At 34.7% G+C, this 25,746-nt stretch carries 21 protein-coding genes and 1 riboswitch; of the genes, 9 read left to right on the top strand and 12 right to left on the bottom strand.

The annotated features are described in order from the left end of the window. Positions 1-166: 166 nt before the first annotated feature. Positions 167-288: riboswitch (molybdenum cofactor riboswitch) on the bottom strand. Between the two features lie 492 nt (positions 289-780). The 3 genes from Q7P22_RS04190 to Q7P22_RS04180 form a co-directional block, all read right to left on the bottom strand. Continuing rightward, entirely contained in the window at positions 781-1,761 is a 981-nt protein-coding gene (locus tag Q7P22_RS04190) for a CPBP family intramembrane glutamic endopeptidase (RefSeq protein ID WP_303861013.1), read from the bottom strand. A gap of 419 nt (positions 1,762-2,180) precedes the next feature. After that, positions 2,181-3,293, bottom strand: a complete 1,113-nt coding sequence (locus Q7P22_RS04185) for an aminopeptidase (RefSeq protein ID WP_303861011.1) — start codon at positions 3,291-3,293, stop codon at positions 2,181-2,183. Positions 3,294-3,581: 288 nt separating this feature from the next. After that, positions 3,582-5,357 carry a phospho-sugar mutase gene (locus Q7P22_RS04180; RefSeq protein WP_303861010.1) on the bottom strand — a complete coding sequence of 592 codons (1,776 nt, stop codon included), beginning with the start codon at positions 5,355-5,357 and terminating at the stop codon, positions 3,582-3,584. A gap of 257 nt (positions 5,358-5,614) precedes the next feature. Here Q7P22_RS04180 and Q7P22_RS04175 point away from each other — a divergent pair, with 257 nt between their 5' ends. From Q7P22_RS04175 to Q7P22_RS04160, 4 genes are all read left to right on the top strand, one after another. Further along, positions 5,615-6,535: an acyl-CoA dehydratase activase-related protein gene (locus Q7P22_RS04175; protein WP_113920927.1), complete on the top strand. Its 921-nt coding sequence runs from the start codon at positions 5,615-5,617 to the stop codon at positions 6,533-6,535. Beyond that, positions 6,507-7,601 (top strand): acyl-CoA dehydratase activase-related protein, encoded by a 1,095-nt coding sequence (locus Q7P22_RS04170; protein WP_113920926.1) that lies wholly within the window; start codon positions 6,507-6,509, stop codon positions 7,599-7,601. Before Q7P22_RS04175 ends, Q7P22_RS04170 begins: the two co-directional genes overlap by 29 nt. Continuing rightward, positions 7,589-8,557 carry an acyl-CoA dehydratase activase gene (locus tag Q7P22_RS04165; protein WP_113920925.1) on the top strand — a complete coding sequence of 323 codons (969 nt, stop codon included), beginning with the start codon at positions 7,589-7,591 and terminating at the stop codon, positions 8,555-8,557. The genes Q7P22_RS04170 and Q7P22_RS04165 overlap by 13 nt, the downstream gene beginning before the upstream one ends. 488 nt (positions 8,558-9,045) lie before the next feature. Next, positions 9,046-9,762 carry a hypothetical protein gene (locus tag Q7P22_RS04160; protein ID WP_113920924.1) on the top strand — a complete coding sequence of 239 codons (717 nt, stop codon included), beginning with the start codon at positions 9,046-9,048 and terminating at the stop codon, positions 9,760-9,762. Between the two features lie 427 nt (positions 9,763-10,189). Here the strand turns inward: Q7P22_RS04160 and Q7P22_RS04155 are convergent, their stop codons facing one another. Next, the gene (locus tag Q7P22_RS04155; protein WP_303861004.1) at positions 10,190-11,629 is read right to left on the bottom strand and encodes a nicotinate phosphoribosyltransferase; all 1,440 of its coding nucleotides are present in this window, start codon (positions 11,627-11,629) and stop codon (positions 10,190-10,192) included. Positions 11,630-11,972: 343 nt separating this feature from the next. Between Q7P22_RS04155 and Q7P22_RS04150 the strand changes: the two genes are divergently transcribed. From Q7P22_RS04150 to Q7P22_RS04135, 4 genes are read left to right on the top strand one after another with little or no spacing between them, the layout of a single operon-like run. Then, on the top strand, positions 11,973-12,995 hold the full coding sequence (locus Q7P22_RS04150; RefSeq protein ID WP_303861003.1) for a siderophore ABC transporter substrate-binding protein: 1,023 nt from the start codon (positions 11,973-11,975) through the stop codon (positions 12,993-12,995). An 18-nt stretch (positions 12,996-13,013) separates the two neighbouring features. After that, on the top strand, positions 13,014-14,027 hold the full coding sequence (locus Q7P22_RS04145) for an ABC transporter permease (RefSeq protein ID WP_303861001.1): 1,014 nt from the start codon (positions 13,014-13,016) through the stop codon (positions 14,025-14,027). After that, complete coding sequence (locus tag Q7P22_RS04140; RefSeq protein WP_303861000.1) at positions 14,024-15,088, top strand: iron chelate uptake ABC transporter family permease subunit; 1,065 nt, start codon at positions 14,024-14,026, stop codon at positions 15,086-15,088. Before Q7P22_RS04145 ends, Q7P22_RS04140 begins: the two co-directional genes overlap by 4 nt. Continuing rightward, the gene (locus Q7P22_RS04135; protein ID WP_303860998.1) at positions 15,085-15,837 is read left to right on the top strand and encodes an ABC transporter ATP-binding protein; all 753 of its coding nucleotides are present in this window, start codon (positions 15,085-15,087) and stop codon (positions 15,835-15,837) included. Before Q7P22_RS04140 ends, Q7P22_RS04135 begins: the two co-directional genes overlap by 4 nt. Before the next feature lie 135 nt (positions 15,838-15,972). Here the strand turns inward: Q7P22_RS04135 and Q7P22_RS04130 are convergent, their stop codons facing one another. The 4 genes from Q7P22_RS04130 to Q7P22_RS04115 all read right to left on the bottom strand — a co-directional run bounded on the left by Q7P22_RS04130 (position 15,973) and on the right by Q7P22_RS04115 (position 21,148). Beyond that, complete coding sequence (locus Q7P22_RS04130) at positions 15,973-18,108, bottom strand: hypothetical protein (protein WP_113920918.1); 2,136 nt, start codon at positions 18,106-18,108, stop codon at positions 15,973-15,975. A 1-nt stretch (position 18,109) separates the two neighbouring features. Further along, a complete protein-coding gene (locus Q7P22_RS04125; RefSeq protein WP_303860997.1) occupies positions 18,110-18,859 on the bottom strand; it encodes an ABC transporter ATP-binding protein in 750 nt (249 codons plus the stop codon). Between the two features lie 15 nt (positions 18,860-18,874). Continuing rightward, entirely contained in the window at positions 18,875-20,296 is a 1,422-nt protein-coding gene (locus tag Q7P22_RS04120) for a hypothetical protein (RefSeq protein WP_303860994.1), read from the bottom strand. A 474-nt stretch (positions 20,297-20,770) separates the two neighbouring features. Beyond that, positions 20,771-21,148 (bottom strand): PH domain-containing protein, encoded by a 378-nt coding sequence (locus tag Q7P22_RS04115; RefSeq protein WP_113920915.1) that lies wholly within the window; start codon positions 21,146-21,148, stop codon positions 20,771-20,773. A 148-nt stretch (positions 21,149-21,296) separates the two neighbouring features. Here Q7P22_RS04115 and Q7P22_RS04110 point away from each other — a divergent pair, with 148 nt between their 5' ends. Then, positions 21,297-22,544: an aminopeptidase P family protein gene (locus tag Q7P22_RS04110; protein ID WP_113920914.1), complete on the top strand. Its 1,248-nt coding sequence runs from the start codon at positions 21,297-21,299 to the stop codon at positions 22,542-22,544. Positions 22,545-22,684: 140 nt separating this feature from the next. On the opposite strand, the gene Q7P22_RS04105 is transcribed toward Q7P22_RS04110, so the two are convergent. The 4 genes from Q7P22_RS04105 to rpmE form a co-directional block, all read right to left on the bottom strand. Further along, complete coding sequence (locus Q7P22_RS04105; protein ID WP_113920913.1) at positions 22,685-23,026, bottom strand: P-II family nitrogen regulator; 342 nt, start codon at positions 23,024-23,026, stop codon at positions 22,685-22,687. Between the two features lie 10 nt (positions 23,027-23,036). Next, complete coding sequence (locus Q7P22_RS04100; protein WP_113920912.1) at positions 23,037-24,278, bottom strand: ammonium transporter; 1,242 nt, start codon at positions 24,276-24,278, stop codon at positions 23,037-23,039. 318 nt (positions 24,279-24,596) lie between these two features. After that, entirely contained in the window at positions 24,597-25,454 is an 858-nt protein-coding gene (prmC, locus tag Q7P22_RS04095; RefSeq protein ID WP_113920911.1) for a peptide chain release factor N(5)-glutamine methyltransferase, read from the bottom strand. An 82-nt stretch (positions 25,455-25,536) separates the two neighbouring features. After that, entirely contained in the window at positions 25,537-25,734 is a 198-nt protein-coding gene (gene rpmE, locus Q7P22_RS04090) for a 50S ribosomal protein L31 (RefSeq protein ID WP_113920910.1), read from the bottom strand. Positions 25,735-25,746: the final 12 nt, after the last annotated feature.

Below are 25,746 nucleotides of genomic sequence, written 5' to 3'. Positions count from 1 at the left end.
CAAAGGTAAACTCCATACATACTTCCCCCTTTTCGTTTTTTCCTAATAATAAAAAAACTCCTTTTCTCGAGGGAAAGGAGTTTTCACAAGAATACGATACGTAAAAACTACGTATTAATAGCCACTTAGAAATCGTTAAAAAAACAAGTGACTGTATCATCCGTATAATTTACTATGTACTTCTCCTTTCCACAGTGGGAGGCATTATCGTTTCCGACAATACCCTATAGATTCATTATTCATAGATTTTTATCTTTAGAATGAATGAATTCGGAGTATATTTATTTTTTATGCTTTTAGTATAACGATTTCTTAGTAGAATGTCTAGTTAAATCTTAAACTTACGATACAACTCAAAACCTTAAAACCACTAGTTTATAGCTACTTTTAGGCTGTTTTAGATTGTTTTTACTTATTATAGTTTGTTTTAGTTTGTTATTAATTTGTTCAAATTATTACTTATTTTTCCAAGTATTCGCTAAAATTTCTATTTTTTGTAATAGAAAAGTTCGGTTTTAGGTCACTTATAATCAGAAGTAGTATCTATGTAGCAACGATTTACATATTGTTTTAGTGCATTTGTTTAGAATATTTCTGTTAAACAAAAATAAATGTAAGATATATGTTTGTAATACATTTATTTGTAACACAAACATATATCTTACATTATTAATAACTCTACTACAGAAAATTCTTTAGACATTACTTTTATAAAATTTTATTGGATGTATGTATTTGATTTTTGAAGAGAGCAAATTCATAAAAAGAGAAAAATTATAATTAATCACTGCTGTATTTTTTTCTTAAAGAATAACACAAATAGACAATACCAATTAGTTCTATTAATGTGACAAGTATGCCTCCTTCTGGTCCAAAACTTCCTCCTGTAATGAAATCTGGCCCTGTCAACTTAGTCTCGATTATGCTTGCATTTCCTATAATCATTCCACTAACAGGTAATCCTAAAACATTACCCATAAACCAGTTCCATACAGAGTGCTGTGCGAAAATCCCCCATAGACCTCCATCATTTATGGCATACAAAGCTGCGAAGATTCCGTATAAGGCCAAATTTACTAGTGCTAAATCACTGACATTAGGGTTTCCCATATGTAAAAAGCTAAAAAACAGAGAGGATACGATAATTGCTATAGGGACTTTATAATATCTACACAATACTGGCATCATCCACCCTCGCACCACAACTTCCTCACTTGCCCCTTGAATCATAAAGCCTACAAGAAACAACAATACATATGGAATTGCAGATGTTCCTATGCCTGAAGTCGCATAAATAGGTTCACGAACTACCTCACCCCATCCAAAAGCTATGATGGCTACAAAATAAAAAAGTTGCATTCCAATAGCGACGAGAGCTCCTTTTATGTACTTTTTTAGTTTATTCTCCTGATTTAATCCAATAGTAGCAAAGGGCCTTTTTTCAATTACCCTCGTATAAAAGATAAAAAAGAGTATCACACTTCCTGTATCAAGGACTAAGCTAATCCAAGACATCATAGCTGAATTACTATAAAGCTGACCCTCTAAAATGCTTATATTACCTGTTACAATAGCGTAAACACCTATAATAGCACCAATAACGAAGCTGATAAGAAGAGAAGGAACAATCTGTAATACCATAGCTAAGAAAGATATCAATAACCAAGCAACGAGCTTGAACCTCCCTAATTTTTCATAGGTAACTTTGGAGTAGAGATTAAAGCCGTTTAAATAAGTATTTGATTTGTTAATCTGAAACACAAATACACCCCCTTTTTAGTTCTAAGTTTCAAGTTGTAAGTTCTATATAAAAGCAGTGAAGGTTAGACGGTTGGTCCGTTGGACAGTTGGACGGGAAAAACCAAACTCTCCTTCGCGCAAGGTAAAGACCTAAGCACCTACTTTTTTTTATCCTAAAACGCAGCGAAAAACCTTAGACCCACAGAGTCGACCCTAACCCAATTACCTCAGTCATCCAGAGCGCTAGCGAAGGATCTTTAGGCTCTAGCTATAACGTATAAACCACATAATGAATTATCATTAGAATGAAATACAAAACCTTCAAAAAACATCGAACACGGAACAGTACAAATATGCGACTCACTAAATCTTTATATTGGTCATCATTCATTGTTCACTGGGACGTAAGTCGCATATTTGCTTACCACCTTACTACCTTGTCACCTTACCACCTTATCCAGTACTTTCCCGTCCTTGTAGAACAGTTCTCCATCTGCGTAGATTTCGCCTCCGTCCCTCATATCGCACAGCATATCCCAGTGAATAGCTGATGTGTTTCTTCCTCCGCTTAAAGGATAGGATTTGCCTAAAGCTAGGTGAATTGTTCCACCGATTTTTTCATCAAAGAGCATATTTTTAGTGAATCGATTGATATTGTAGTTGGTTCCTATAGCTACCTCTCCTACCCTTCTAGCTCCAGGATCAATATCTATTAAAGCCTCTAATAATTTTTGCCCTTTTGATGCAGTTGCTTCTACTACAATCCCATCTTTAAAGGTAAGGCGTATGTCCTCTATTTCCTGTCCTGAATAAATTCCTGGAAAACTAAATCGAATTTGTCCATTTACACTATCTTCTATAGGTCCTGAATAAACTTCTCCACTAGGGAAGTTATTGCGTCCATCCGAGTTCATCCAAATCCTTGATTCAATCTCCATTTCAATATCTGTTTCCTTGGAAACAATCCGCAAATGCTTTTTGCTATTTAAATAATCTACGATATGTTGCTGGCTTTCTCTAATCTTAATCCAAGATGCAACGGGATCCTCGTCGTTTAAGAAACAAGCACTATAAATAAATTCTTCGTATTCCCTTAAAGACATGCCTGCTTCTTGAGCAGAAGATTGTGTGGGGTACATACATAATGTCCAATTTAATTCACCTTTTGCGCTGCGCTCTGACTGCAGTTTGCTTACATTTGCACGAGCTTTGTTGAATGTGGATATCTTTTTAGGGTCGATATTGCTCATGTATTTTGTATTGTTTCCACCACCAATATTTAAGAGCTTATCTGCCCTTTTTACAATCTCCTCCGATATTGAGGAAACATAAGTAAGCTGTTCCTCACTTCCTTCCTTGAGGAGAATTTCATTAAGATCGTGCTTTAAAATCACATAAGGATGGCCACCTGCTTTAATAATTTCTTCATAACAAGCTTCAACTAAAGGATATGCCACAGGATAACCTTGTATTACCACCAAATTGCCCTTTTCTACTTTGAGAGAGTAGTTAATTAAAGTTTGAGCGTACTTTTTAATTCGAATATCAGCCATGATATTCCTCCTTTGTTTATAAATATATTTATTATTCGTTTGCAATTTGCTATTATATCTTTTCCTTAATAAAAAAAGTTAAGTGAAAATTGTCTCCCTTAACTTTCTTTATATATAGAGATTGTTATTAAACCATCTTTTAGTAGTTTATGCTTTAATAACTAGCATGTAGCGATCCTTTGTTGCTTGGGTTCCTAGTACTGTGGATGGCGGAGCTGAAGCTCGGGTCATTACCTCGACTAAAGGCGAGTTTGACTTTTCCCCTTTTCAGCTTTGCGCCTTCAACTTTTAATTTTGTGCTTCCATAGCCTTTTTCATCACTTCATCTCTAATAGCTTCTAATTTGTTTTTTGCTTCTTCTAGTGTTTTTCCTCTGATAGAGAAATATATCTTGATTTTAGGTTCTGTTCCGGAAGGTCTTACACAAAACCAGCTATCGTCTTCTAAATAAATTTTAATCACGTTTGATTGAGGTAAACTTAATTTTTCGGTGCCTTCTCCAACAGTATTTCTCTTTCCTTGAAGGTAATCTTCAATATACTGTACATTTAATCCAGCCCATTTCATAGGAAGATCTTTTCGGAAGAAAGCTGCGATTTTTTTCAGCCTTTCGCTACCTTCCTTTCCTCCAAGCTTAATAGATTCTATACAATCAATATAATAGCCATAAGCCTGATAAATTTCTTCTAACACATCTCCTAAATTCTTACCATTTTCTTTATAGTACAATGCCATTTCACAAAGAATCAAAGAAGCTCCTACAGCATCTTTATCTCTTGTATGATCCCCCACTAAATATCCATAGCTTTCTTCAAATCCTAAGATGTACTTTCTCAATTTTGTATTGGCGTATTCCTCAATCTTTTCCCCAATATACTTAAACCCTGTAAGAGTACTTTCCACATTTACGTTAAAATCATCTGCAATTCGATCTACTAAATCCGTAGAAACAATACTCTTTATAATGACGCCATTTTTAGGCAAATCGCCTTTCTCCCTTAATTGGCTAACAAGATAATATTCTAAAATACACCCTATCTGATTTCCAGATAAATTAATATAATTTCCCTTCTTATCTTTATAAGCTATACCAATTCGATCCGCATCTGGATCTGTAGCAATTATAATATCTGCATTTTTCTCGTTAGCAAGTTTTTTTGCTAATTCAAATACGGAGATTTCTTCTGGATTCGGCACCTTCACAGTAGGAAAATTCCCATCTGGTTTTTCTTGTTCTCTAACTACATAGACATGTTCGAATCCAACTGATTTCAGCGCCTTCCTCAATGGAACATTCCCAGAGCCATGTAATGGAGAATACACAATATTAAGATGATTTCCTTTTTCTACTATTAACTCCCTGTTTAAGCACTGAGACACAATAGCGTCGTTGTATGGACCATCTATTTCTGAAGATATATAGTGAAGGAAGCCTTGAGCAATGGCATCCTCTTCATCTATAGTCTTGATATATTTAAAATCATATATTAGGCTGATTTCGTCGCTAATCTCTTGAGCTTGGTTTGGCGTCAATTGATAGCCTTCTTTCCAATAGACTTTATAACCATTATATTCTGGAGGATTATGGCTTGCCGTAATGACAATCCCACTAATACATTTTAAATGCCTGATTGCAAAAGATAAGACGGGCACAGGTCTTAGAGAATCAAAAAGATAAGTTCGTATTCCATTAGCACATAAAATTAGAGCTGTAGTTTTGGCAAATTCTTCAGACATATTTCTAGAGTCGTAAGCAATAGCGACCCCTTTGTCCTTATACTTTTGGCCCCACTTTGCAATATGGTTTGCTAGACCTTGAGTTGCAAAGCCTACTGTGTACTTATTCATACGATTTTTACCTGCTCCAAGAATACCTCGAAGACCAGCAGTACCAAATTCTAAATTTTGATAAAACCGGTCCTCTAATTCCTTGGGATCATCAGCAATACTCCTTAGCTCTTCTTTTGTCTTTTCATCTACGAATTCACTATTCATCCATAAATTATATTTATCTTTGTACAATCCAATATCCCCCTTGATATTTATATGTTTTCTTAAATCCATTATCTTCTTTGTAAATAACTGTAATATACCTTTTTTATTATAACATAATATGCTCTTATTTTTGTGTCTTTATGTATTAACAAAATGAAGACACATATGAAAATAAATATTCTAAATACAATGTAGGATTATTTTTAATAACTAGAATATATAGTATACATCAAGTGTACACTCCATAGTTGTAAAATTATGGTTTAAAAATGTATAAAAAAGAGAAAAACCTTCATAATAAACCATGTGTCTAAGGAGGGATCTTATTGATCGTAGGTTTGCCGAAAGGCCTTTACTATTATAAGCATCATAAATTTTTAGAAGAATTTCTAAACCATCTTCATATATCCTATATATCATCGCCAGATACGAATAAGAACATATTAAACGAAGGAATTGCCACTTGCGTAGATGAAGCCTGCTTGCCTATAAAAGTATTTCATGGACATGTGTCCTATTTAAAAGATAAATGCGATTTGATTATAACTCCACGAATTGTAAGGGAGGTAGATGGCAAATACATCTGTCCTAAGTTTTGTGGTATTCCAGAGATGATTCAAAATAGCATATCGGATCTTCCGACTATTACTACCTTGCCTATTGAATTAAACAATAGAAAAAGCATATATAATTGGTGCAGGAAATTAGGTAAGCTCTTAGGTAAAAACAAGAGAAATATTGAAAGAGCTTATGCTTCCTCAATAAATTATCTATTTACACAAGAAAATGGTATAAATGACAGTGAGTACCCTTATAAAGTTGCCCTTTTAGGTCATCCATACAGCCTTTACGACAAGCACGTAAACATGAATGTTATTAAGAAATTACACGACCTTGGAACAGGCGTCATTACAGAAAACGTGATAGATATCGATCACAAAAATGACATTATGAAAGAATTAGTAAAAAGGCCTTTTTGGAGCAATATGATTAACGCTGTAGGCTCAGGAGTTTACTTCATGAAGAACCACTTAGTAGACGGGATTATTTATTTATCTTCCTTTCAATGTGGTATTGACTCTGTAGCCATTGAATTGCTGGAAGATATACTAGAAGACCTTCCTATTTTAGTCTTAAAGCTTGATGAACATTCTGGACAGGCCGGCATGGATACTAGGATTGAGGCTTTTACAGATATGCTAAAAAGGAGAGAGTACCTTGATTTTGACATTTCCACACATGGGTAATATATACTTAGCAGGAAAAATTCTGCTGGACGGATTAAATGTAGATTATATCATTCCACCTATTTCCAACAAAAAATCCTTGGAAATAGGCTCAAAAATTTCACCTGAAGAAATGTGCCTTCCCTTTAAAATTATGATGGGAAATTATATTCAAAGCATAGAGCAGGGTGCAGATACTATATTATTGGTAAGCAGCTGCGGTCCTTGTAGGTTTGGTGAATATAGTGAACTTCAGGTTCGATTGCTTAGAAAAGCTGGTTATGATGTTCGGTTTATTGTGGCGGATCTACCAGATCAATTAAGAAAGGATTCAAATATCCTAGATATTAAAGCCCTATTCAAGGAAGTTGTCGTAAGCAATAGAGAACGGGCTAAGTCGATTTTAAGAGGTATTCACGCCATGAATATTATCGATGATCTAGAAGCTACTGCTCATTTGAATTCAGGATATGAGGAAGTGCCAGGCGAATCTAAGAAGCTACTTAAAAGAGCATTGCGGGAGTCCTATAAAGAGGACAATCCCAAAAGAGCAGTAGCGGTTTTGAAAGAGTATCAAAGAAAAATCCATGGAATAAAAATAGATACCATAAAAAAATGTCCCTTAAAAATTGCTATTATTGGTGAAATCTATACCATAATTGATGGCTTTTCTAATTTGAATATTGAAGAAAAACTAATGGATTATGGCGTTAGCACTTCCAGAAGGCTTTCTGCAAGTTGGTGGATCAAAGATTCACTGCTTAAACTCGTTAAACTCAATGGCATTCAAACAAAAGATTTCTCCAAAGACTATCTGCCTTATTGGGTTGGTGGGCACGCTAGAGAATGCATATCTGAGGCCGTCATGGCTCACAATCAATTATATGATGGTGCCATACAGATCTTTCCATCAGGTTGCATGCCTGAAGTAGTCTCTAAGGCCATACTACCGAGTATTTCAAGAGATAAAGACTTCCCTATAATGACCTTAGTCATGGATGAAATGTCAAGCGATGCTGGATATACTACTAGAATTGAGGCGTTTCTAGATTTATTAGAGAGGAGAAAAACACCATGTACTATTTAGGTGTAGACGTAGGATCCGTCAGCACGGATTTTGTGCTATTAAACAAAAATTATGAGGTGGTAGAACACCTTTATTTAAAGACAAATGGCAGACCTATAGACGCGATTAAAGAAGGTTTGTGCTGTCTTTCCCAAACATTTGACGACAAACAAATTACCGCTGTTGGCGTCACTGGAAGCGGAAGAAATATAGCCAGCTATATTTTAGGGGCTGATTTAGTTAAAAATGAGATTACTGCTCATGCTGTGGCAGCCTTACACTTAAATAAAGATGTAAGGACCATCATTGAAATTGGTGGTCAAGACTCTAAAATTATACTCCTAAACAAAGGCATTGTAGTAGACTTTGCTATGAATACGGTCTGTGCAGCAGGAACAGGTTCTTTTTTAGACAGACAAGCTGAAAGGCTACAGATTCCTATCGAAAAATTTGGAGAATACGCTTTACAATCTACTTTACCAACTCGAATAGCTGGCAGATGCAGTGTTTTTGCTGAATCGGATATGATTCACAAACAAGGCATGGGCTACAGTACTCCCGATATCATCTCTGGCTTATGTGAAGCATTAGTCCGTAATTATCTAGCGAATGTGGCAAAGGGCAAACAGATCCATGATATTGTTTTTTTCCAAGGTGGCGTAGCTGCTAATATAGGGATCAAGGCAGCTTTTGAGAAGACACTTCAAAAGGAATTATATGTACCTGAGAACCATCACATAATGGGTGCTATTGGCGCAGGCATCTTAGCTTCTGAAGTGAAAAAGACAAGTACTTCATTTAGAGGTTTTCAAACGGCATCAAGCAATTTTAAATCTACCAGCTTTGAATGTGAAGGATGCCCTAATTGCTGTGAAGTAGTCACAATAATGCAAGACGAGTCTACTTTAGTAGGGTGTTTTGGTGATCAGTGTGGTAAATGGAGCCAAAGTAAATCATATATTTCTATTAATAAATAGGCAAAGCGCTTACACGCTTTAGCTATCAGCAATCAGTCGTCAGTCGTTAGTCATCAGCATATTGCATTCCTTTTGGGTCATTTAGCTACTAGAGGTAGTATTAGCATAGTAATAATTTACGCATTTTAATGTGTAAAATAGAACTTTACTACTATAAGATTAAAGCCACTACTCTATAAATTTGTAGTGGCTTTGTTGGTTCAAAATTTTTTTTAACTATACTTTCTTGTTTCTCTAATAATAAACGCCTTGCTCTGTTGTTCCTTAAGAGATAAATTTTTTCTAACTTTTAACGCGTATGGTATTTCAATACATAAAGTATACTATTTATACAGGAGTATGCAATTAAAAAAATCTATATTTTTTTCTTGATTTCTATAAATTCAAGAAAATGTAAGCTATTTGATATACTTTGTTTACAATTTAACCTTTAAAAATAGCGAAATAGGTATTATAATGAATTAGAACTTTGCTTAAGGGGTGATTATTTGAATAGAAGAATATTATTATCTTTATGCATATTTTTACTATTAATGGGGACGAGTTGCTCCAATCAGGATATTATAGATGAAAATAATATAAACATTGAAAGAATTGAGACTCTTGAAGACGATATCGATAAGTTAAAAACAGAAAAGGAAGAATTAAATAGTCAGATTCAAGAATTAAAAACTATTAAAAAGGCTTCAGAAGAAGAAAAGCAATTCTATCTACAATTTATCACTAAACTTACGGAACCTATGAGTGAAACATACCTTACTGAAATTGCTCAGGAGCAGTGGAAATATTCCATATTAGTAGATGAAGTTTCTATTCCTCAAGATGGCATTATCGAAACAAGCGAAAATTCTTTTAAATTAATCGTTTCAGAAGCACAGGCACCGTATATCGCCTTACCTACAGAGATACATAATAAAGGTAAAATAAGCGGGGATTTGTTCTCAACACATATTAAATTTTTAAATGTAAAACCTACCAATACTTCTGGATCTGAGGAGGACAAGATTTCGTCGACAACTTATACTTTTAGTAATCTCAATAATGAAATTGTAATTAATCTAGAGATTTCAAAAGAACTACAAAAGCGCCTAGGATTAAATACGAATATTATAACCGTTAAAAAGGTTGATCCTACAACTTTAGAAGATTCTCAGGCAACAGACGCTGCAACAGAAGAAGAGAGTAATGATAACGAAGAAAAATAAAAGCGCTTTAGTTCTAAGTTATATGTTATAAGTTCTATGTAAAAACATTTGAAAAATAGGGTATTTGAGGTCAACAAGAAGAGCCCCTGCGGCGCATTAGTCGCTAGTCATTAGTCTTTAGTCGCAAGTATTCGGGTATTCTTTTCGGGTCTAGATCCTTCGCTTGCGCTCAGAATGACTGAGCAGGAGCCAATGTCAAAAGTAGGACTTTTCTATTACAATAATAAAAAGCAGAGTATACTTTCATACTCTGCTTTTTATGTATGACTTACGTGTGCTTTCCATGCAATTGAAAATCTACAATTTAGAATTGAGAATTATTGCAAAATCCCAAATAGATAATGTGTCCTTACTATTTAGAAAGTATTTATCTCGCCTAGAGGCGAGTACGGTTTTGCTGACCACCTGACCACCTTATCACCTGTTTTTAGGCATTTAACAAATCATTTTTCAGTGTCCACAATTTCTGGGATAAATCTACATGGTATTCATGAGGATTTGTAAATCTTGTAATAGCTGTCCACATAGTATTTAATTCGTCCTTTAAGTGACTTTGAATTTCCTTGACACAAGGCTTGTCATATACTAATTTACCGTCAATTATAATAGGAACCAACAAATCTTTTAATCTATAATTGGTGAGAACTGTTTTTTTCCACGTATAAACAGGGTGGAAAATTGTTAGAGGTTGCGTTTCATCGATGATTTCATCATCTAACATTATAAGGTCTGCTAAGGCTTTATTGGATGCTTTATCGTAAATTCGAGCGACCTTTTTGTAAGCAGGATTTGTAATCTTGCCTGGGTCATTTGATATTTTTAGTTTATTCATTACTTGTCCATTGTGTTCAATTTGAGACATTTTGTACACTGCACCGAGAGCAGGTTGGTCATATGCTGTAATCAATTTTGTGCCTATTCCCCATAGAGAAATTTTAGCACCCTGTAATTTTAAATCTCGGACTAAATATTCATCCAAATCCGAAGAAGCAGAAATCACTGCTTCCTGTAATCCAGCCTTATCTAACATCTTTCTGCACTCTTTGCTCAAATAGGCTAAATCACCAGAATCTAAACGAATGCCATAAATTTTTGGAAGCTTATTCTCTCCTTTTAATTTTGTAAAGAGCTTTATGGCATTAGGCATTCCTGACTCTAATGTATTATAGGTATCAACCAATAAGGTGAGATTGTCTGGATTATGCTCTGAGAACTTTTCAAAAGCCTCGTACTCATCGTCATAACTCAAAATAAAACTGTGAGACATGGTCCCTTTTGAAGGCATGTCCACTAAGTATTCTGATTCTACATTACTTGAACCAGCACAACCACCAATAATAGCAGCTCGAGCTCCATATAGACCTGCTTCCGTTCCGTGAGCTCTCCTTAGTCCAAACTCAAGTACTGGATCCCCACCTGCAGCTTGTACAATTCTAGATGCTTTAGTAGCTATTAGTGTTTGATGATTGACTATAGTTAGTAATGTGGTCTCAATAATCTGAGCTTGAATTAATGGAGCCTTTACCCTGAGTATAGGTTCCTGAGGAAATACAATAGTGCCCTCTGGAATGGCATATAGTTCACCTGTAAACTTAAAGTTTCGAAGATATTCTAAAAATTCCTCTGAAAATTCAGGATGGTGTTTCTTTAATAATTCAATATCTTCTTCTGTAAAATGTATATTTGTTAAGTAGCTAATAACTTGCTCTAATCCTGCACAGACAGTATATCCACCTTTAAAAGGATTTTTTCTAATAAACAAATCAAAGACTGCTATATCGTCCTTTTTATCGTCACTTATATACACATTGCCCATGCTCAGTTGATAATAGTCTGTAGATAATTGTACCGATCTATTGTGATACATATTATACCTCCATATTTCATTCAATTATTGTTATTGTACACTTCTGAGGGTATTATTGCAATCAATTGTACCTTTCTTAATTTATGTTTTTTTAAAATGTTAATCAGTTTTTTTATTATCAGCTATCAAAAATAGTTGACAATATTTTTTTGCTTTGATACAATTAACGAAAATCAGATTATCGATAATGATTATCAATATCGATATTTTGTATATCACTGTGGTCTATTGCGAAATAGAGATCATCATTATTTCAATTACGCCTAAAAATCATGTAGATATTTATTTCATTGATTCAATAATCTGCTTGCCAACAATACTTACATAATAAGGAGAGAAATGTATGAGAAAATCTAAATTTTTTAAATTCACTGCTATTATTGCCATTTTTGCTTTACTATTTACAGCTTGCTCAAATTCAAGTAATGAAACTGCTGAATCTGAAACAAATGAGCAGGTAAATACGTCAACTGAAGCTTTAACAGTTGAAATCACTGATGCTCATGGAACTGTTACTGTTCCTGTAAACCCAAAGAATGTAGTTGCTTTGGATAATAGGACTTTTGAAACTTTAGCTGATTGGGGCGTTGAATTAGCAGCTGTTCCAAAGGGTGTAATGCCTGCGGATTCGCCATATGTAAGTGATGAGTCCGTTCTAGATATTGGAAATCACCGCGAACCAAATCTTGAAATGATTGCAGCTGCAGACCCTGAACTTGTAATTGTTGGTCAAAGATTTGCTAGCTTCTATGAAGATATAAAAGAATTAGTACCAAATGCAGCTGTTATCGATCTTAATGTTGATGTTTCTGAGGAGGCTGATACACCTGGACAAAATTTAGTAAATGGACTTAAGGATTCTACAATCACTTTGGGGAAAATTTTCGATAAAAAGGAAGAGGCTGAAAAATTAGTAGCTGATTTTGATAAAGCGATTGAAGATGCTAAATCTACATATAATGGAACGGATACTATTATGGGCATTGTAGTTTCTGGTGGAGATATAGGTTTTTCAGCTCCTAGTTCTGGACGTGTTTGGGGACCAATGTATGATATTTTTGAATGGACTCCAGCATTAGAAATCGACAGTACATCTTCAGATCATCAGGGTGATGATGTTTCTGTTGAAGCTATTGCGCAAAGTAATCCTGACTGGATTTTTGTACTAGACCGTGATGCATCAGTATCTTCTACAACGGATGCAGTTCCAGCTCAGGATGTTATAGATAATTCACCTGCTCTTAAAAACATAACTGCTGTTACTGAAAGAAAAATAGTTTATGCACCAGAAGATACTTACACAAATGAATCTATACAAACTTATCTAGAGTTATTTAAGGATTTGGCAAGCGCTTTAGCGAAGTAGTTAAAGGAGTGCATTATAGTGCTAAAAAGTACAATACAAAATAAGACTAGGGCTGGGATATCTCGGCCCCAACGTCACAACAACAATAGAATATGGACAAAATCTTTTATATTAGCGATTATAGCTGTTATCACCCTGGGTATTGTATCACTCTTCACTGGGGTATATGATATACGAGGACAGGCCGATGGAATGGATATGTTTTTCATTACTCGTGTTCCAAGAACAGCTGCTCTAATGCTTACTGGAGCTGCAATGTCAATGGCTGGCTTAGTAATGCAACTCATCACACAGAATCGCTTAGTGGAACCTACCACAACAGGAACGATTGAATGGGCAGGCTTAGGACTTCTTTTTGTTTATTTAATATTTCCCGCCCCAACTCTAGTGCAAAGAATGACTGGTGCAATCATTTTTTCCTTTGTAGGAACGATGATCTTCTTTTTATTTCTGAGAAAAATTAAGCTTCGTTCCTCTTTAATTGTCCCCATTATTGGGATGATGCTTGGAGCAGTCATCTCCGCAATTTCTACTTTTATAGGATTGGTTTTTCAAATGACGCAAAATATTGAAACTTGGTTTGTAGGTTCTTTTGCATCCGTTCAAATTGGACGATATGAATATCTATGGCTAATTGTCGTCGTTACTTTTCTTATTTTTCTTTATGCTGATCGATTGACTTTAGCAGGTCTGGGGGAAGATGTTACAACAAGTCTTGGATTAAATTATAATAAGATTGTTCTTTTAGGTACTGGTCTTATTTCATTCGCGGTTGGAATCGTTGCGGCTGTTATCGGAAACTTACCTTTTTTAGGTTTAATTGTGCCAAATATCGTTTCAATATATAGAGGTGATGATCTTAGAGGTAATTTACCTTGGGTATGCGTGCTAGGAATGGGAACTATTACTGCATGTGATATCATTTCTCGAACAATTATAATGCCTTTTGAAGTACCTGTATCTTTAATACTTGGATCTGTAGGGGCAGTTGTATTTATTGCTATTTTATTGAGAAGGAGAAAAGCAAGATGAAGGCATTACAATATAATAGTAAAATAAATTTTAAAATCGCTCCTAGCCTTTATAATGATAATAGATCAGCTAGAGCTTTTCATTCTAAAAAAGAAGAAAAACGCTATTGGATTTTACTGATAATACTGATTGCTTTGGGCGCATTTGCTTCCTACGGGCTTTTAGTTTATAACAATCCAGTTCCAATAGACTCTCCTTCTTTTATTCCTGTTGTTAGAAGAAGGGTGGTAGCTCTTGTTGCAATGATTATTGCTGCAGTATGTCAGAGCTTATCTACTGTTGCTTTCCAATCGATTACGAATAATAGGGTTATTACTCCTTCACTTTTAGGTTTTGAAGCACTTTATTCAACCATTCAAACTAGTACAATGTTTTTATTTGGTGCTAGCGCATTTATAAGTTTTAGTGGCATTGAGTCCTTTATATTTCAGGTTGTTGCTATGGTCGTCATGTGTTTAATACTTTATGGATGGTTGCTGTCTGGAAAATATGGAAATTTACAACTAATGCTTTTGGTTGGCGTTATTATTGGAACTGGGCTGAAGTCTTTATCCACTTTTATGAGAACACTCCTTGCGCCATCTGAGTTTGATGTTTTACAGGCTAGATTGTTTGGCTCTGTCAATAATGCGGATTCTGAATATTTTGTTATCGCCATCCCAATTGTAATAATTGCAGCATTCGTTATACTTACTTATTCGAAGAAGCTAAATGTACTATCGCTGGGAAAGAGTGTTACTACATCCTTAGGAGTTTATCATCAATTTAGCCTAATTTTTACTCTCATATTCGTTTCTATATTGATGTCCGTTTCAACGGCTTTAGTTGGCCCACTTACTTTCTATGGTTTTTTAGTTGCAACTTTGAGTTACCAAGCGGCGCCAACTTATGACCATAGATATATTTTCCCAATGGCTCTTGCCATAGGATTTTTGATCATAACAGGTGCGTACTTTTTTATGTATCATATATTTAATGCTCAGGGTGTCGTTTCGGTTATTATCGAAATGTTTGGTGGAATCACATTTTTAATTGCAATTTTAAGGAAGGGATCGTTATGATAAAAATAGATAATGCTAAAAAAGTGTATAATAATGAGGTAGGAATCGGTCCTTTAAATATTACTATTCCAAAGGCAGGTCTTACTTCTTTAATTGGTCCAAATGGTGCTGGTAAGTCTACCACCCTTTTGATGATTGGAAGGCTTTTACATATGGATGAAGGGCAAATTCAGGTGGCAAATATGGATATTGCCAAATCAAAATCAGAAGATTTAGCAAAGATTTTAACTATTTTAAGGCAAGAAAATCATTTTGTGACCAGGCTAACAATTAGACAATTAGTTGGCTTTGGGCGTTTTCCTTATTCAAAAGGAAGATTAACAAATGAGGATGAGGCTATTATTTCTAAATATATCGATTTTTTAGGCTTATCTGACCTAGAAAACAGATATTTAGATGAGCTTTCCGGCGGTCAAAGGCAAAGAGCATATGTAGCAATGGTTTTATGCCAAGAGACGGAATACGTACTTTTAGATGAGCCTCTAAACAATCTCGATGTGGCACGCTCTGTTCAAATGATGGAGCATTTGAGGCATGTAGCTGATGAATTTGGAAGAACCATTCTGACTGTTATGCATGATATAAATTTTGCAGCCAAATATTCTGATCGAATTTGTGCTATGAAGGATGGAAAAATTGCCGCTTTTGGCACAGTAGAAGAAGTTATGGACGGAGAAATTTTAACGGATATTTTTGAAACGAAGATAGAAATTATCAATGGTCCTTATGGGCGGGTAGCGATTTATTAGTTATCAGGTGGTCAGCAAAACCAAATGTCATCTATCACGAGGAATAAGTTGTTACTGACTACCTTAAAACTGACCATCTATTTCATTACATACGCGGCTAATACTGCCTGGACCTCACAAATACTATTCAAACATTCAGGTTAACAATAAAATCATAATAGGTAGCAATAATACAGCTGTTGAAATCAGCATGGTCGTTATTGTATTCCCGCTCCTATAGGATACCGTAAGAATAAATATACTAGCCAGTCCTACTATAAATAAACGTTTAACCTGATAAAGAATGAAAAAGCTTAGAATAGAAAGATCATTAAATGCCCATGATATTTCTATAATACTCCTTACAGGTGCCTGTAATCCCTTTATTCCATAGGTTTGAAATATAACAATAATCCTTGGCAAGAAAGAGATCATTGCACTAACGATGGCAAGGCAAATACAAATGAATACCTTCCATCCAATTACAGCTTTTCTTCCTCTGTTGGAAATAGCTATAATCGAATCCATGTTTGTCATTTTTTCTATGGAACCAAAGGAGGATATTCCTAAAATCAACACTATAAATGCCTTTCCATAATCTATTAAGTCTAATTGTCTTGCTTCTTGAGCAAATAAACTATTCCAACCCGTTTGATATACGTACTCTACAGGATATTTTTCTCGTTCTATTGTATTTAATATTTGATATTGATTTTGTGCTCTTTTAAAACCTCGCTCTTCATATCCATTGATTTCAAGCCCAGCAAGCAAATAATCGAAGTAGCTATCGTCTATGTCGCCCTTTTCGTAGCTTTTCATTAATCTTTCTTTCTCTTTTTCTACTTCTTCAAATTGATTCTGTTCCTGCTGTATAAACACCTCTTTATCATGAGACAATTTTCCTGAAAGGATAGTCGAATACTGCTGATAATATAGTTCTTCCTGATCAATAATATACACTAAATCTCCAAAATAAAAAAACTGTATGCCTAAGAAGATGAGCAAAATAAGTAGACCTTTATTCATAATCAACAGCTTATAGCTTTCATGCTTTAATAGGCTGAAATAATGCCCTGTAAAAAACAGAACTCTTCTTTTCGCTTTCATTTTTTCTCCAATCCAATTTCGCCTCTCTTGGGAGGATGTCTCTGTAACATAAATATACATTCCAATACTATTGCCTAAGATAATTGCTATAAGAGCAGTAATAATACCTGAAATAACTATATTTACAGGATAGGAAAATAAATTGATATTCACATAATTAGAGAAATAATGACTGGTATCTAGCAATGCTATCAAATTGAACTGGCTTAATGGGCTAAGCCATGAATGCATATCAATAGTAGTACAAAATATAGCTTCAATACCAAAGATAAAAATAGCAATAAGACTCGAAAGTACATTATTTCTGCATAAGATACACATCAAGAAAAAAACAGATATTACAGCAAAGATACCCAGAACTTTTCCAATAAAAAATAGCACTATGTATTCTAATACAGTAAATTTAAAAGGGCTAGAAATATAGCCTTCAAGAGATTGAATAGGTCGGCTCAAATCCCCTAAGCCTACTTCTTTTGCCGATACTACAAGATTAAAACCGTAAAAGATCAGTACAAATAAAATGGTAAGCAACAATAAAAGGATTGCCTTTGCTGCTATAGTAATTCCATACCCGTTTTTTGTAGCTTTGATTAAAGGCAGCGTTCCTTCTTCTCTCTCAGAAATCAATAAATGCATGACAAAAATGATTAAACTTAAAAGAAGAAAAGCATCCGTTATCTGATGATCTGTTAAAATAAGAACTCCATAGGAAAAATCAGACACTACTTCTACCCCCTTGAGATGCTCATAGGCCTTAGGTGTCTGAAGTAAATTTCTGTAAGCAAATGTATTTGGCTCGGTAAAAACAGAAGACTTCATCATCTTTTCTGCTTGAAAATCCATTTCAGCTAGATAATCATCATACTGAGAGATGATTTTAATTTGCTCTAAAATCAGGTGAAATACACGTTCCGTTCCATAGGAGAATAATTGCTCTCCTTCCTGTATGCCCTGATAGTAGAGTTCTATTTGTGTCTGTATCCACATGTGCTGTTCCTGGTTGCTTTTATTATCTAATTCTTCGTAGACAGAGGACACATCCTTTATACAATAGCCCTCTTCGTTTATACGATAGATATTATAATAAGTAACGAGACCATTTGCCAAAATGAGTCCGAAAATAACAAACCAAGCCACTTTTCTATGAAATAGTTTACGCCCTTCATAATAGATAATCCTTATCATATCATTCTCCAAAATAATACAGGTAAATGTCTTCTAAATCAACATTCTTTTTATTGCGCTTACTGCTTGTCTCTATCTTTTCCTGTATACTCCTAATCAATAAATCCCTATTACCTTTTTGAATAAGCGAACCTTCCTTTAACAGCAATATTTCTTTTGAAATCCATTCAATATCTGATACTACATGTGTAGCAATTAAAACAACCTTGTCAGAGGCAATTTCTACAATTAGGTTTCTCATCAACACACGTTGCTTAGGATCTAGACCAGCCGTTGGCTCATCCATAATGAGTACTTTAGGATCTGTTAATATGGCCTGAGCAATGAGTAATCGCTGTTTCATCCCTCCAGAATAACTTCGAATCTTCTTGCTAGACACATGGGAGAGTTCTACTACATCTAATGCATATGAAGTTCTCTCCTTAGCTTCTTTTGATTTTAAACCTTGAAGAGTAGCTATATAAGATAAAAACCTCATTCCTGTAAAGTCTGGGTATAGAGCTTGTTGCTGTGGAACATATCCTAAGATTTTGCGATAATCCTTTCCCATTTCAGCTATATTTTGGCCATTCCAAAACACTGTACCAGAAGTAGCTCTTACATTCCCTGTTAAAATGTTCATCAATGTGCTTTTCCCTGAACCATTCGGCCCTAAAAGACCATAGACTCCTTGACCTAAAACAAAGCTAACACCTTTCAAAGCTACCTTTTGACCATAATTTTTGTACAAATTTTCTACAGTAAGCTCCATCCTTTAACTCCTTAATTAAAACAATTTCTCTGCTGCTTCTAGATTTCCCTTATAATACTCTTCCTTGTCGATCATGTGAACAACAGGCTGTTCCAGTATAAAGTTATAAATAACACCTATGTATTTTTCGGCTGTTTCCCCTATCATTCTAAAGGTAATTGCTCTATCATCTTGAAATAGTTTAGTATGCTCTTTTGAATTCATATCATAATAGCAAATATCTACTTTTTCATCTTCACGGTAGAGACAGTACAATAGCTTTTCACCATCAATTAGACTTGGAGAAACACTGCCTGGATTGGAAGTAAGAAGAGTGCTACCGTTTTTTATTTCTAGTACCAACTTCTTTTCGTCTGTCGCAATATCTAAAAGATATATTGATGTATCGGGACTTTCATAGTTTAGATTTTGATATAGCAACTGACCCTCATATGTGTCAATAAAGATATATGGTAGATAATACCCTGCTATTTGCCCATCTCCACCGTAATCAGGACTACGTTTTCCATTTTCCAATTCTGTCAATTTTCCAGTGTGCATATTATATAAGAGGTATTGAAACATTGGCTCTTTGTTCTCTTCATACCATGATGTTATGTACTCGTAATATGGATCTACATTGCTATCAAATTTCTCAAATTCACCTTGATCATAGGCTTTTTGAAATTCATTTTTCGTCATTTGCTCTAAATTGTTCCAACTTTTGCTGATCAACACATAATCTTTTGAGATAAACTCAAATTCATATGCAACATTGTTCTTAGACTCATATCTAGTTCCTTCTTTAGGTAGTTCATTTAGCGCTGTTGCTTTTCCGTCTTTAAGATTTATACCTAAGACTACTGTGCTTTGTAACTGTTCTAATTCACTATTGTCTTGCATCGGTTCTCCAATATATTGATAATGCGTTGTAAACCATGCCATACCACCTGCATAATAAACATCACCGATACCGTTTAATACCCAAGAACCAGGAACATAATTGCCAATATCTAAGGAGTAAAGAATCTTTTGATTATTGCCTGAAGGCTCCATTGTAAATAGATCGTATGTGTTACTTTCTTGGTTTAATTTTATTGCATACACATTTTCGCCATACATGGCTAATCCAGTTACATCTCCCATATTTTCATATCGTGCACTACAGTTAGAGTTAGAATGATGGCAATTCGCTTTTCCACAGAGCATATAAGAGTCCTTTGCTTCTAAATCATAATATTGCATTTTTGTATCTTTAAGATAAAATATACCGTAATCACTAACACTATATGTAAACCCAAGGGCACTGGCACCATAGACTACATCTCCTGTAGCATATGAATTCATATAAACAGAAGATTCCGATATAGGCCGGTTTTTTCTACACAAGAGTACGAAAGTTAAAATCAATAACAAAACTAGGATGCTAGATAGAATCTTAAACCTTTTTTTTTGCATATATGTTTCTCCTAAAGTAAATCGTAGTTTTTATTACTATAAAAGCATATAATACCAAACATAAATAGCAATATAGAACATAAAGTATGTTTCATACTTTATTAGCTTGTCTATTATAATTTAGGTCTTTAATCTAGTTATTTTTTAAATGATAATATAATATACACACCATATTATTGTAATATATAGCATATTGTATATTATTTAACTATATATCTTAAGAATACTACATATTTATTAAACATTTTGTCGAACGAAGTCATTTTATAAAGAATTGTTTTTTAATAAACTTATAAATACTGCAGCAAGTGCGGCTTAATCAAGAAAACCTTACACTTATATATTAGGAGGAGTCATAACTAAGACTTTCTAAATTTGTGCCTTAACAAGCACGCACATTATAGAATAAGGGTGTAACAAATTTTCAACCATTATCTACCTGCTGCTTAAAAATTGTTCAACTATCGTTTAACGTTATTTCATTACATACGCCGCCAACACTGCCTGTACCTCATAAATACTCAAACTCTTATTAAAAGTCTTTTGTATAGGCATTTGTGTGCCTGAAATCCATATTTTAAGTTCTGCATCTAAATCAAAATGCCCTGCTGTTTCAACACTAAAGTGAGTGATGCTTTTGTAAGGTATAGAATGATACTCGCTCTTTTTGCCTGTTACTCCCTGTTTGTCAATTAAGATTAATCTCTTGTTGGTAAAAATAAATAAATCTCGAATTAATTTATAAGCCTTTTCAATTTGTTCATTTGGAGCAAGTATCTTTGCAAAATCTTTCTGTACACTACCTAAATTTACCTCAGAAGCATTTCCCATCATGCCATCTAATAAACCCATGTAATCCACTCCTTTTTAGATATAACATATATTTTTAATACTTTAAAGTCAAGGAGATAAATTTGCCATTCTTCTCCTGCTTTTCTCTAAAAACAGTTCACTTCTTTATTCTACTAGTATAAAATGAGCGTAAAGGAAGTGAATTTATATGTTAACTAAAAATTTTTTTACTCAAAATAGAAGAGAGCTTTATGAAAATCTACAAGACAATAGCATGGCCATCTTCTTTTCTGGAAAAGCGCCACACAAATCAAATGACGCTTATTATATGTTTGAAGTAGATCGCAATTTTTATTATCTTACTGGTATCGCGCGAGAAGATATTATTCTTGTGGCTATTAAGTACGGTGATGTGGTAGAAGAGTATCTTTTTATCGAAAAATTTGACCCTATCCTTGCTAAGTGGGTTGGCGCAAAGATTAGTGCAGATGAGGCTAAGAGCATCTCTGGCATTGAAAATATAATGTATGTAGAAAATATTAAATCGAAGCTGGTACAGATTTTAGGCAGTGGGGCTTATAATGTAGAAAATGTTTATTTTGATTACAGCAGATACGCTTGGGATTACAGCGATAAAATGTCCTCTGCTTTCTCTACAGAGCTTTTATCGAAATACCCTTATTTAATAAAAAAGAATGCTTCAAAGATTTTGACAAAACTTCGAACTATCAAAAAACCTGAAGAAGTGAAATGCATGAAAAAGGCCATTGATATCACTAAAGAAGGCATTGAAAGTATGATGATTCATGCAAAACCAGGTATGGCAGAATGTGAATTTGAAGCTCATTTTGACTTTGTACTAAAATGCAAAGGTGCTGGACACGCCTTTGATACCATAGCTGCTTCTGGAATCAATGGAACCATACTCCACTATGTAGCGAATAACAAAATTACAGAAGATAATGATTTAATTCTTTTTGATTTAGGGGCGAGTGCAGACAATTACTGTGCAGATATTACAAGAACATTCCCTGTAAATGGTACATTTACGGAAAGACAAAAAGATGTCTACAATGTAGTCTTACACTGTAATAAGGAGATTATCCGACATATGAAACCAGGGGTATCTACTGTAAATCTGAATAAGCTAGCAAAAGATTTATTAGCGCAAGGCTGTAAAGAATTAGACCTTATTGACAATCTAGAAGATGTGAGTAAATATTATTACCATAGCATAGGTCATCCGCTGGGGCTAGATACCCATGATGTTGGAGATCGAAATATCATCCTACAACCTGGCATGGTCTATACTTGTGAACCAGGTCTTTATGTTGAAGAAGAAGCGATTGGCATTCGAATTGAAGATGATATCTTAATTACAGAGGATGGCAATATTAATTTGTCGGAGCATATTATTAAAGAGATCGATGATATAGAGGCATTTATGAATAAGTGAGCTGAATGCGGAAAGCGGAAAAAGCCTCGCCTTTAGGTAAGGTAATAAAAACTACATGATCCTTCGGCTAAAGTCTCGAGGATGACAGATGTGGGCTATTAAACAATGGGACCTACAATTTTTAGGTCCCATTGTTCATTTCAATCTAAAGCATCTGTGCCCTCTTCACCTGTACGAATTCTAATAACTCTCTCTACATCGCTTACAAAAATTTTACCATCTCCTATTTCTCCTGTTTTCACTACATTGATGATTGTATTTATGATATGGTCTACCTTCTCATCTTGAACTACAACGCTTACTTCAATCTTTGGAAGCACATTCATAAAAATTTCTGAACCTCTGTAATATTCTTTCCATCCATTTTGATTTCCACAGCCCATGACCTGACTTATTGTCAAGCCATTTATGTCCATTTTAGATAGTACATCCTTTAACTCCTCTAAAGCACATGGCCTTATAATTGCTTCAATTTTCTTCATATTAACCTCCTCAATCCATTCCTGTAAATGAAGGATATGCATTTTCACTATGCTCTGCCTTATCAAGCCCTTCTATCTCTTCCATATGGTTTACTCGAATCTCCATAAAAAATTGCAAGACTTTCATTATGGCAAAAGTTCCAACTACCGCTAAAATAATAGTAATCAGAATGCTCACTACTTGTGCTGTGAATAATCTTGTATCACCAAAGAAAAGTCCATTCCATTGAGTAGCAGAATGAATAGAACGATGTGCAAATAGTCCAGTGGCAATTGCCCCCCAGATACCTCCTATGCCGTGACATCCGAATGCGTCTAAGGCATCATCGTAGCCAAACTTATGTTTTATGGTACTTACTCCAAAATAACAAATAGGGCTTACAAGAGCGCCAATAATAATTGATGCCCATATAGGTACAAAACCTGCACCTGGGGTAATCGCTACAAGGCCAACTACTGCACCCGTAGCCGCTCCTAACAAGGTTGGCTTACCTCTCGTGATTTTCTCTATAAACATCCATGTAAGCAATGCCATTGCGGCGGAAGTATTCGATGTAATAAGTGCATGAACTGCTAAACCATTAGCTCCAAGTGCACTACCACCATTAAACCCAAACCATCCAAACCACAGTAGAGATGCCCCTATTACGACAAGAGGTATATTATGGGGATGATAATCTGTCATCCCATATCCTTTTCTCTTCCCCAGCATGATAGATGCTACTAAGGCTGAAACACCTGAACTAATGTGTACAACATTTCCACCTGCAAAATCAATAGCTCCAAGTTCCCTTATTAATCCTCCAACGCCCCATACCATATGAGCCATTGGATAATAAACTAGGAAAGACCATAATACGATAAACATAAACAGAGATGAAAATTTCATTCGCTCTACCAATGCACCCGTAATAAGTGCTGGTGTTATAATGGCAAACATCATTTGAAAGGATGCAAAAAGGTTATGGGGTATCGTAGCTGCATAATCTCCATTGGGATTCCAAGTTACACCATTAAATCCAAACCATTGTAGGTTTCCAATTATTCCTCCTAGATCTTTTCCAAAGGATAGGGAATACCCCACTATAACCCATAGAATAGATGCTAATCCAGCTATGAAGAATGTAGACATGATGGTATTTAATACATTTTTTCTGCGAACCATACCACCATAAAAAAAAGCAAGCCCTGGTGTCATAAGAAAAACGAGTGCTGTTGACATGAAGATAAAAGATGTGTCTCCTGTATTCATTTCTTTCCCTCCTTTTTATATAAAAAAAGCTGCTTTACATGGTTTCCCATAAAAGCAGCTCCATTGCCAAAATGAACTTGTATTCTTACTTAGTGCCTAGAAGTAACTAGTCACTGGTATCTAGATATTTCTTTAGCATCAAGATCTGATCCTGCATATAAAATGTCCCATGCAGGAAATAGATCAAAAGTAAACTTTCTTATCAATAAAAAAGAGCTATCTAAACGTATTATTTAAATAGCTCCCTTGCTCTTCATTTACTTGTTAAACTATATTATGCCATAACTATATTTTTGATGCAATATTTTTTTATATTTTTTATTTTTTACTACCTGTTTTTAATTCTCCTACTACAATCCGGTCATTTCCACCTAAGTCCTTCAGCTTCTTTACATGTTTGTAATCATTCTCTTTTAATATCTCTATAACTGCATTTCCTTGATTATAACCTATTTCAAAGGCTAAAAGGCTACCTTTTAAGAGATATTCTTTTGCCTCTGTAGCAATTCTTCTGTAAAAATCTAAGCCATCTATACCACCGTCTAGGGCACCTCTTGGCTCATAAGTGCTTACTTCTATTTGAAGATCTTCGATATCCTTTGCTGGGATATAAGGAGGATTTGATACGATAATATGATATTTGTCACTTATACTCTCAAAACAATCACTTAAGACAAATTGACCATTTTTAATATTTAATTTCCTGGCATTTTCTTTGGCAAGCTCTAAGGCTTCAGGTGATATATCTACTAGGGTTACTTGTGACTTAGGAAATTGTGATGCTATACTTAAACCAATGGCACCGCTACCACATCCAATATCAAGTATGTTTACATCTTCTTCTCTTTGTTTTATATATTCTACTACGTACTCTACTAGAATTTCTGTATCTGGTCTTGGAATCAGTACCTTTTTATTGACTATAAAATCTAAGCCCATAAACTCCTGATGACCTACAATATAAGCCACAGGCTCTCCTTTACATCTTCTGCCTATAAGCTGTTTATATTCCTCTACAAGATCCTCTTGTATATCCTGGTCTTTATGTAGTATAAAATACAATCGCTCTACCTCTAGTAAATTTGCTAAAATTACCTCTGCATCTAGGCGAGGGGAAGGCTTATTGCATTCTTTTAATTGTAAAACAGCTTTATTTAAGATTTGGCTAATTTTCATATTAAGGTCTCCTTCCTACTATAGCAAAAAAGATTAGTCACCTAAAGCAACTAATCTCTCTGTTGGTTTTTTACTCTTCATCTTATAAACCGAATTTTTTCTTAAATTTATCTACTCTACCGCCTGCATCAACTAATTTTTGTTTTCCTGTGAAGAATGGATGACAAGCAGAACATATATCAACTTTCAATTCTTCTTTAACAGAGCCTGTTTCGAAAGTGTTTCCACAAGCACATTTAGCGATAGATTTTTTGTAATCTGGATGAATACCTTCTTTCATTACATTCACCTC

Origin of the sequence: Alkalibaculum bacchi, assembly GCF_937875145.1 — a bacterium.
Classification (GTDB): domain Bacteria; phylum Bacillota; class Clostridia; order Eubacteriales; family Alkalibacteraceae; genus Alkalibaculum; species Alkalibaculum bacchi_A.
The sequence above is the reverse complement of the archived record's forward strand: the minus strand, read 5'-3'. Positions and strand labels throughout refer to the sequence as shown.

Coding starts and splice junctions, on each gene's coding strand:
- Q7P22_RS04185 (WP_303861011.1), bottom strand. CDS start 3,293: ATGGCTGATATTCGAATTAAAAAGTACGCTCAAACTTTAATTAACTAC.
- Q7P22_RS04180 (WP_303861010.1), bottom strand. CDS start 5,357: ATGGATTTAAGAAAACATATAAATATCAAGGGGGATATTGGATTGTAC.
- Q7P22_RS04165 (WP_113920925.1), top strand. CDS start 7,589: ATGTACTATTTAGGTGTAGACGTAGGATCCGTCAGCACGGATTTTGTG.
- Q7P22_RS04155 (WP_303861004.1), bottom strand. CDS start 11,629: ATGTATCACAATAGATCGGTACAATTATCTACAGACTATTATCAACTG.
- Q7P22_RS04150 (WP_303861003.1), top strand. CDS start 11,973: ATGAGAAAATCTAAATTTTTTAAATTCACTGCTATTATTGCCATTTTT.
- Q7P22_RS04140 (WP_303861000.1), top strand. CDS start 14,024: ATGAAGGCATTACAATATAATAGTAAAATAAATTTTAAAATCGCTCCT.
- Q7P22_RS04135 (WP_303860998.1), top strand. CDS start 15,085: ATGATAAAAATAGATAATGCTAAAAAAGTGTATAATAATGAGGTAGGA.
- Q7P22_RS04130 (WP_113920918.1), bottom strand. CDS start 18,108: ATGATAAGGATTATCTATTATGAAGGGCGTAAACTATTTCATAGAAAA.
- Q7P22_RS04125 (WP_303860997.1), bottom strand. CDS start 18,859: ATGGAGCTTACTGTAGAAAATTTGTACAAAAATTATGGTCAAAAGGTA.
- Q7P22_RS04120 (WP_303860994.1), bottom strand. CDS start 20,296: ATGCAAAAAAAAAGGTTTAAGATTCTATCTAGCATCCTAGTTTTGTTA.
- Q7P22_RS04115 (WP_113920915.1), bottom strand. CDS start 21,148: ATGGGTTTATTAGATGGCATGATGGGAAATGCTTCTGAGGTAAATTTA.
- Q7P22_RS04110 (WP_113920914.1), top strand. CDS start 21,297: ATGTTAACTAAAAATTTTTTTACTCAAAATAGAAGAGAGCTTTATGAA.
- Q7P22_RS04105 (WP_113920913.1), bottom strand. CDS start 23,026: ATGAAGAAAATTGAAGCAATTATAAGGCCATGTGCTTTAGAGGAGTTA.
- Q7P22_RS04100 (WP_113920912.1), bottom strand. CDS start 24,278: ATGAATACAGGAGACACATCTTTTATCTTCATGTCAACAGCACTCGTT.
- prmC (WP_113920911.1), bottom strand. CDS start 25,454: ATGAAAATTAGCCAAATCTTAAATAAAGCTGTTTTACAATTAAAAGAA.
- rpmE (WP_113920910.1), bottom strand. CDS start 25,734: ATGAAAGAAGGTATTCATCCAGATTACAAAAAATCTATCGCTAAATGT.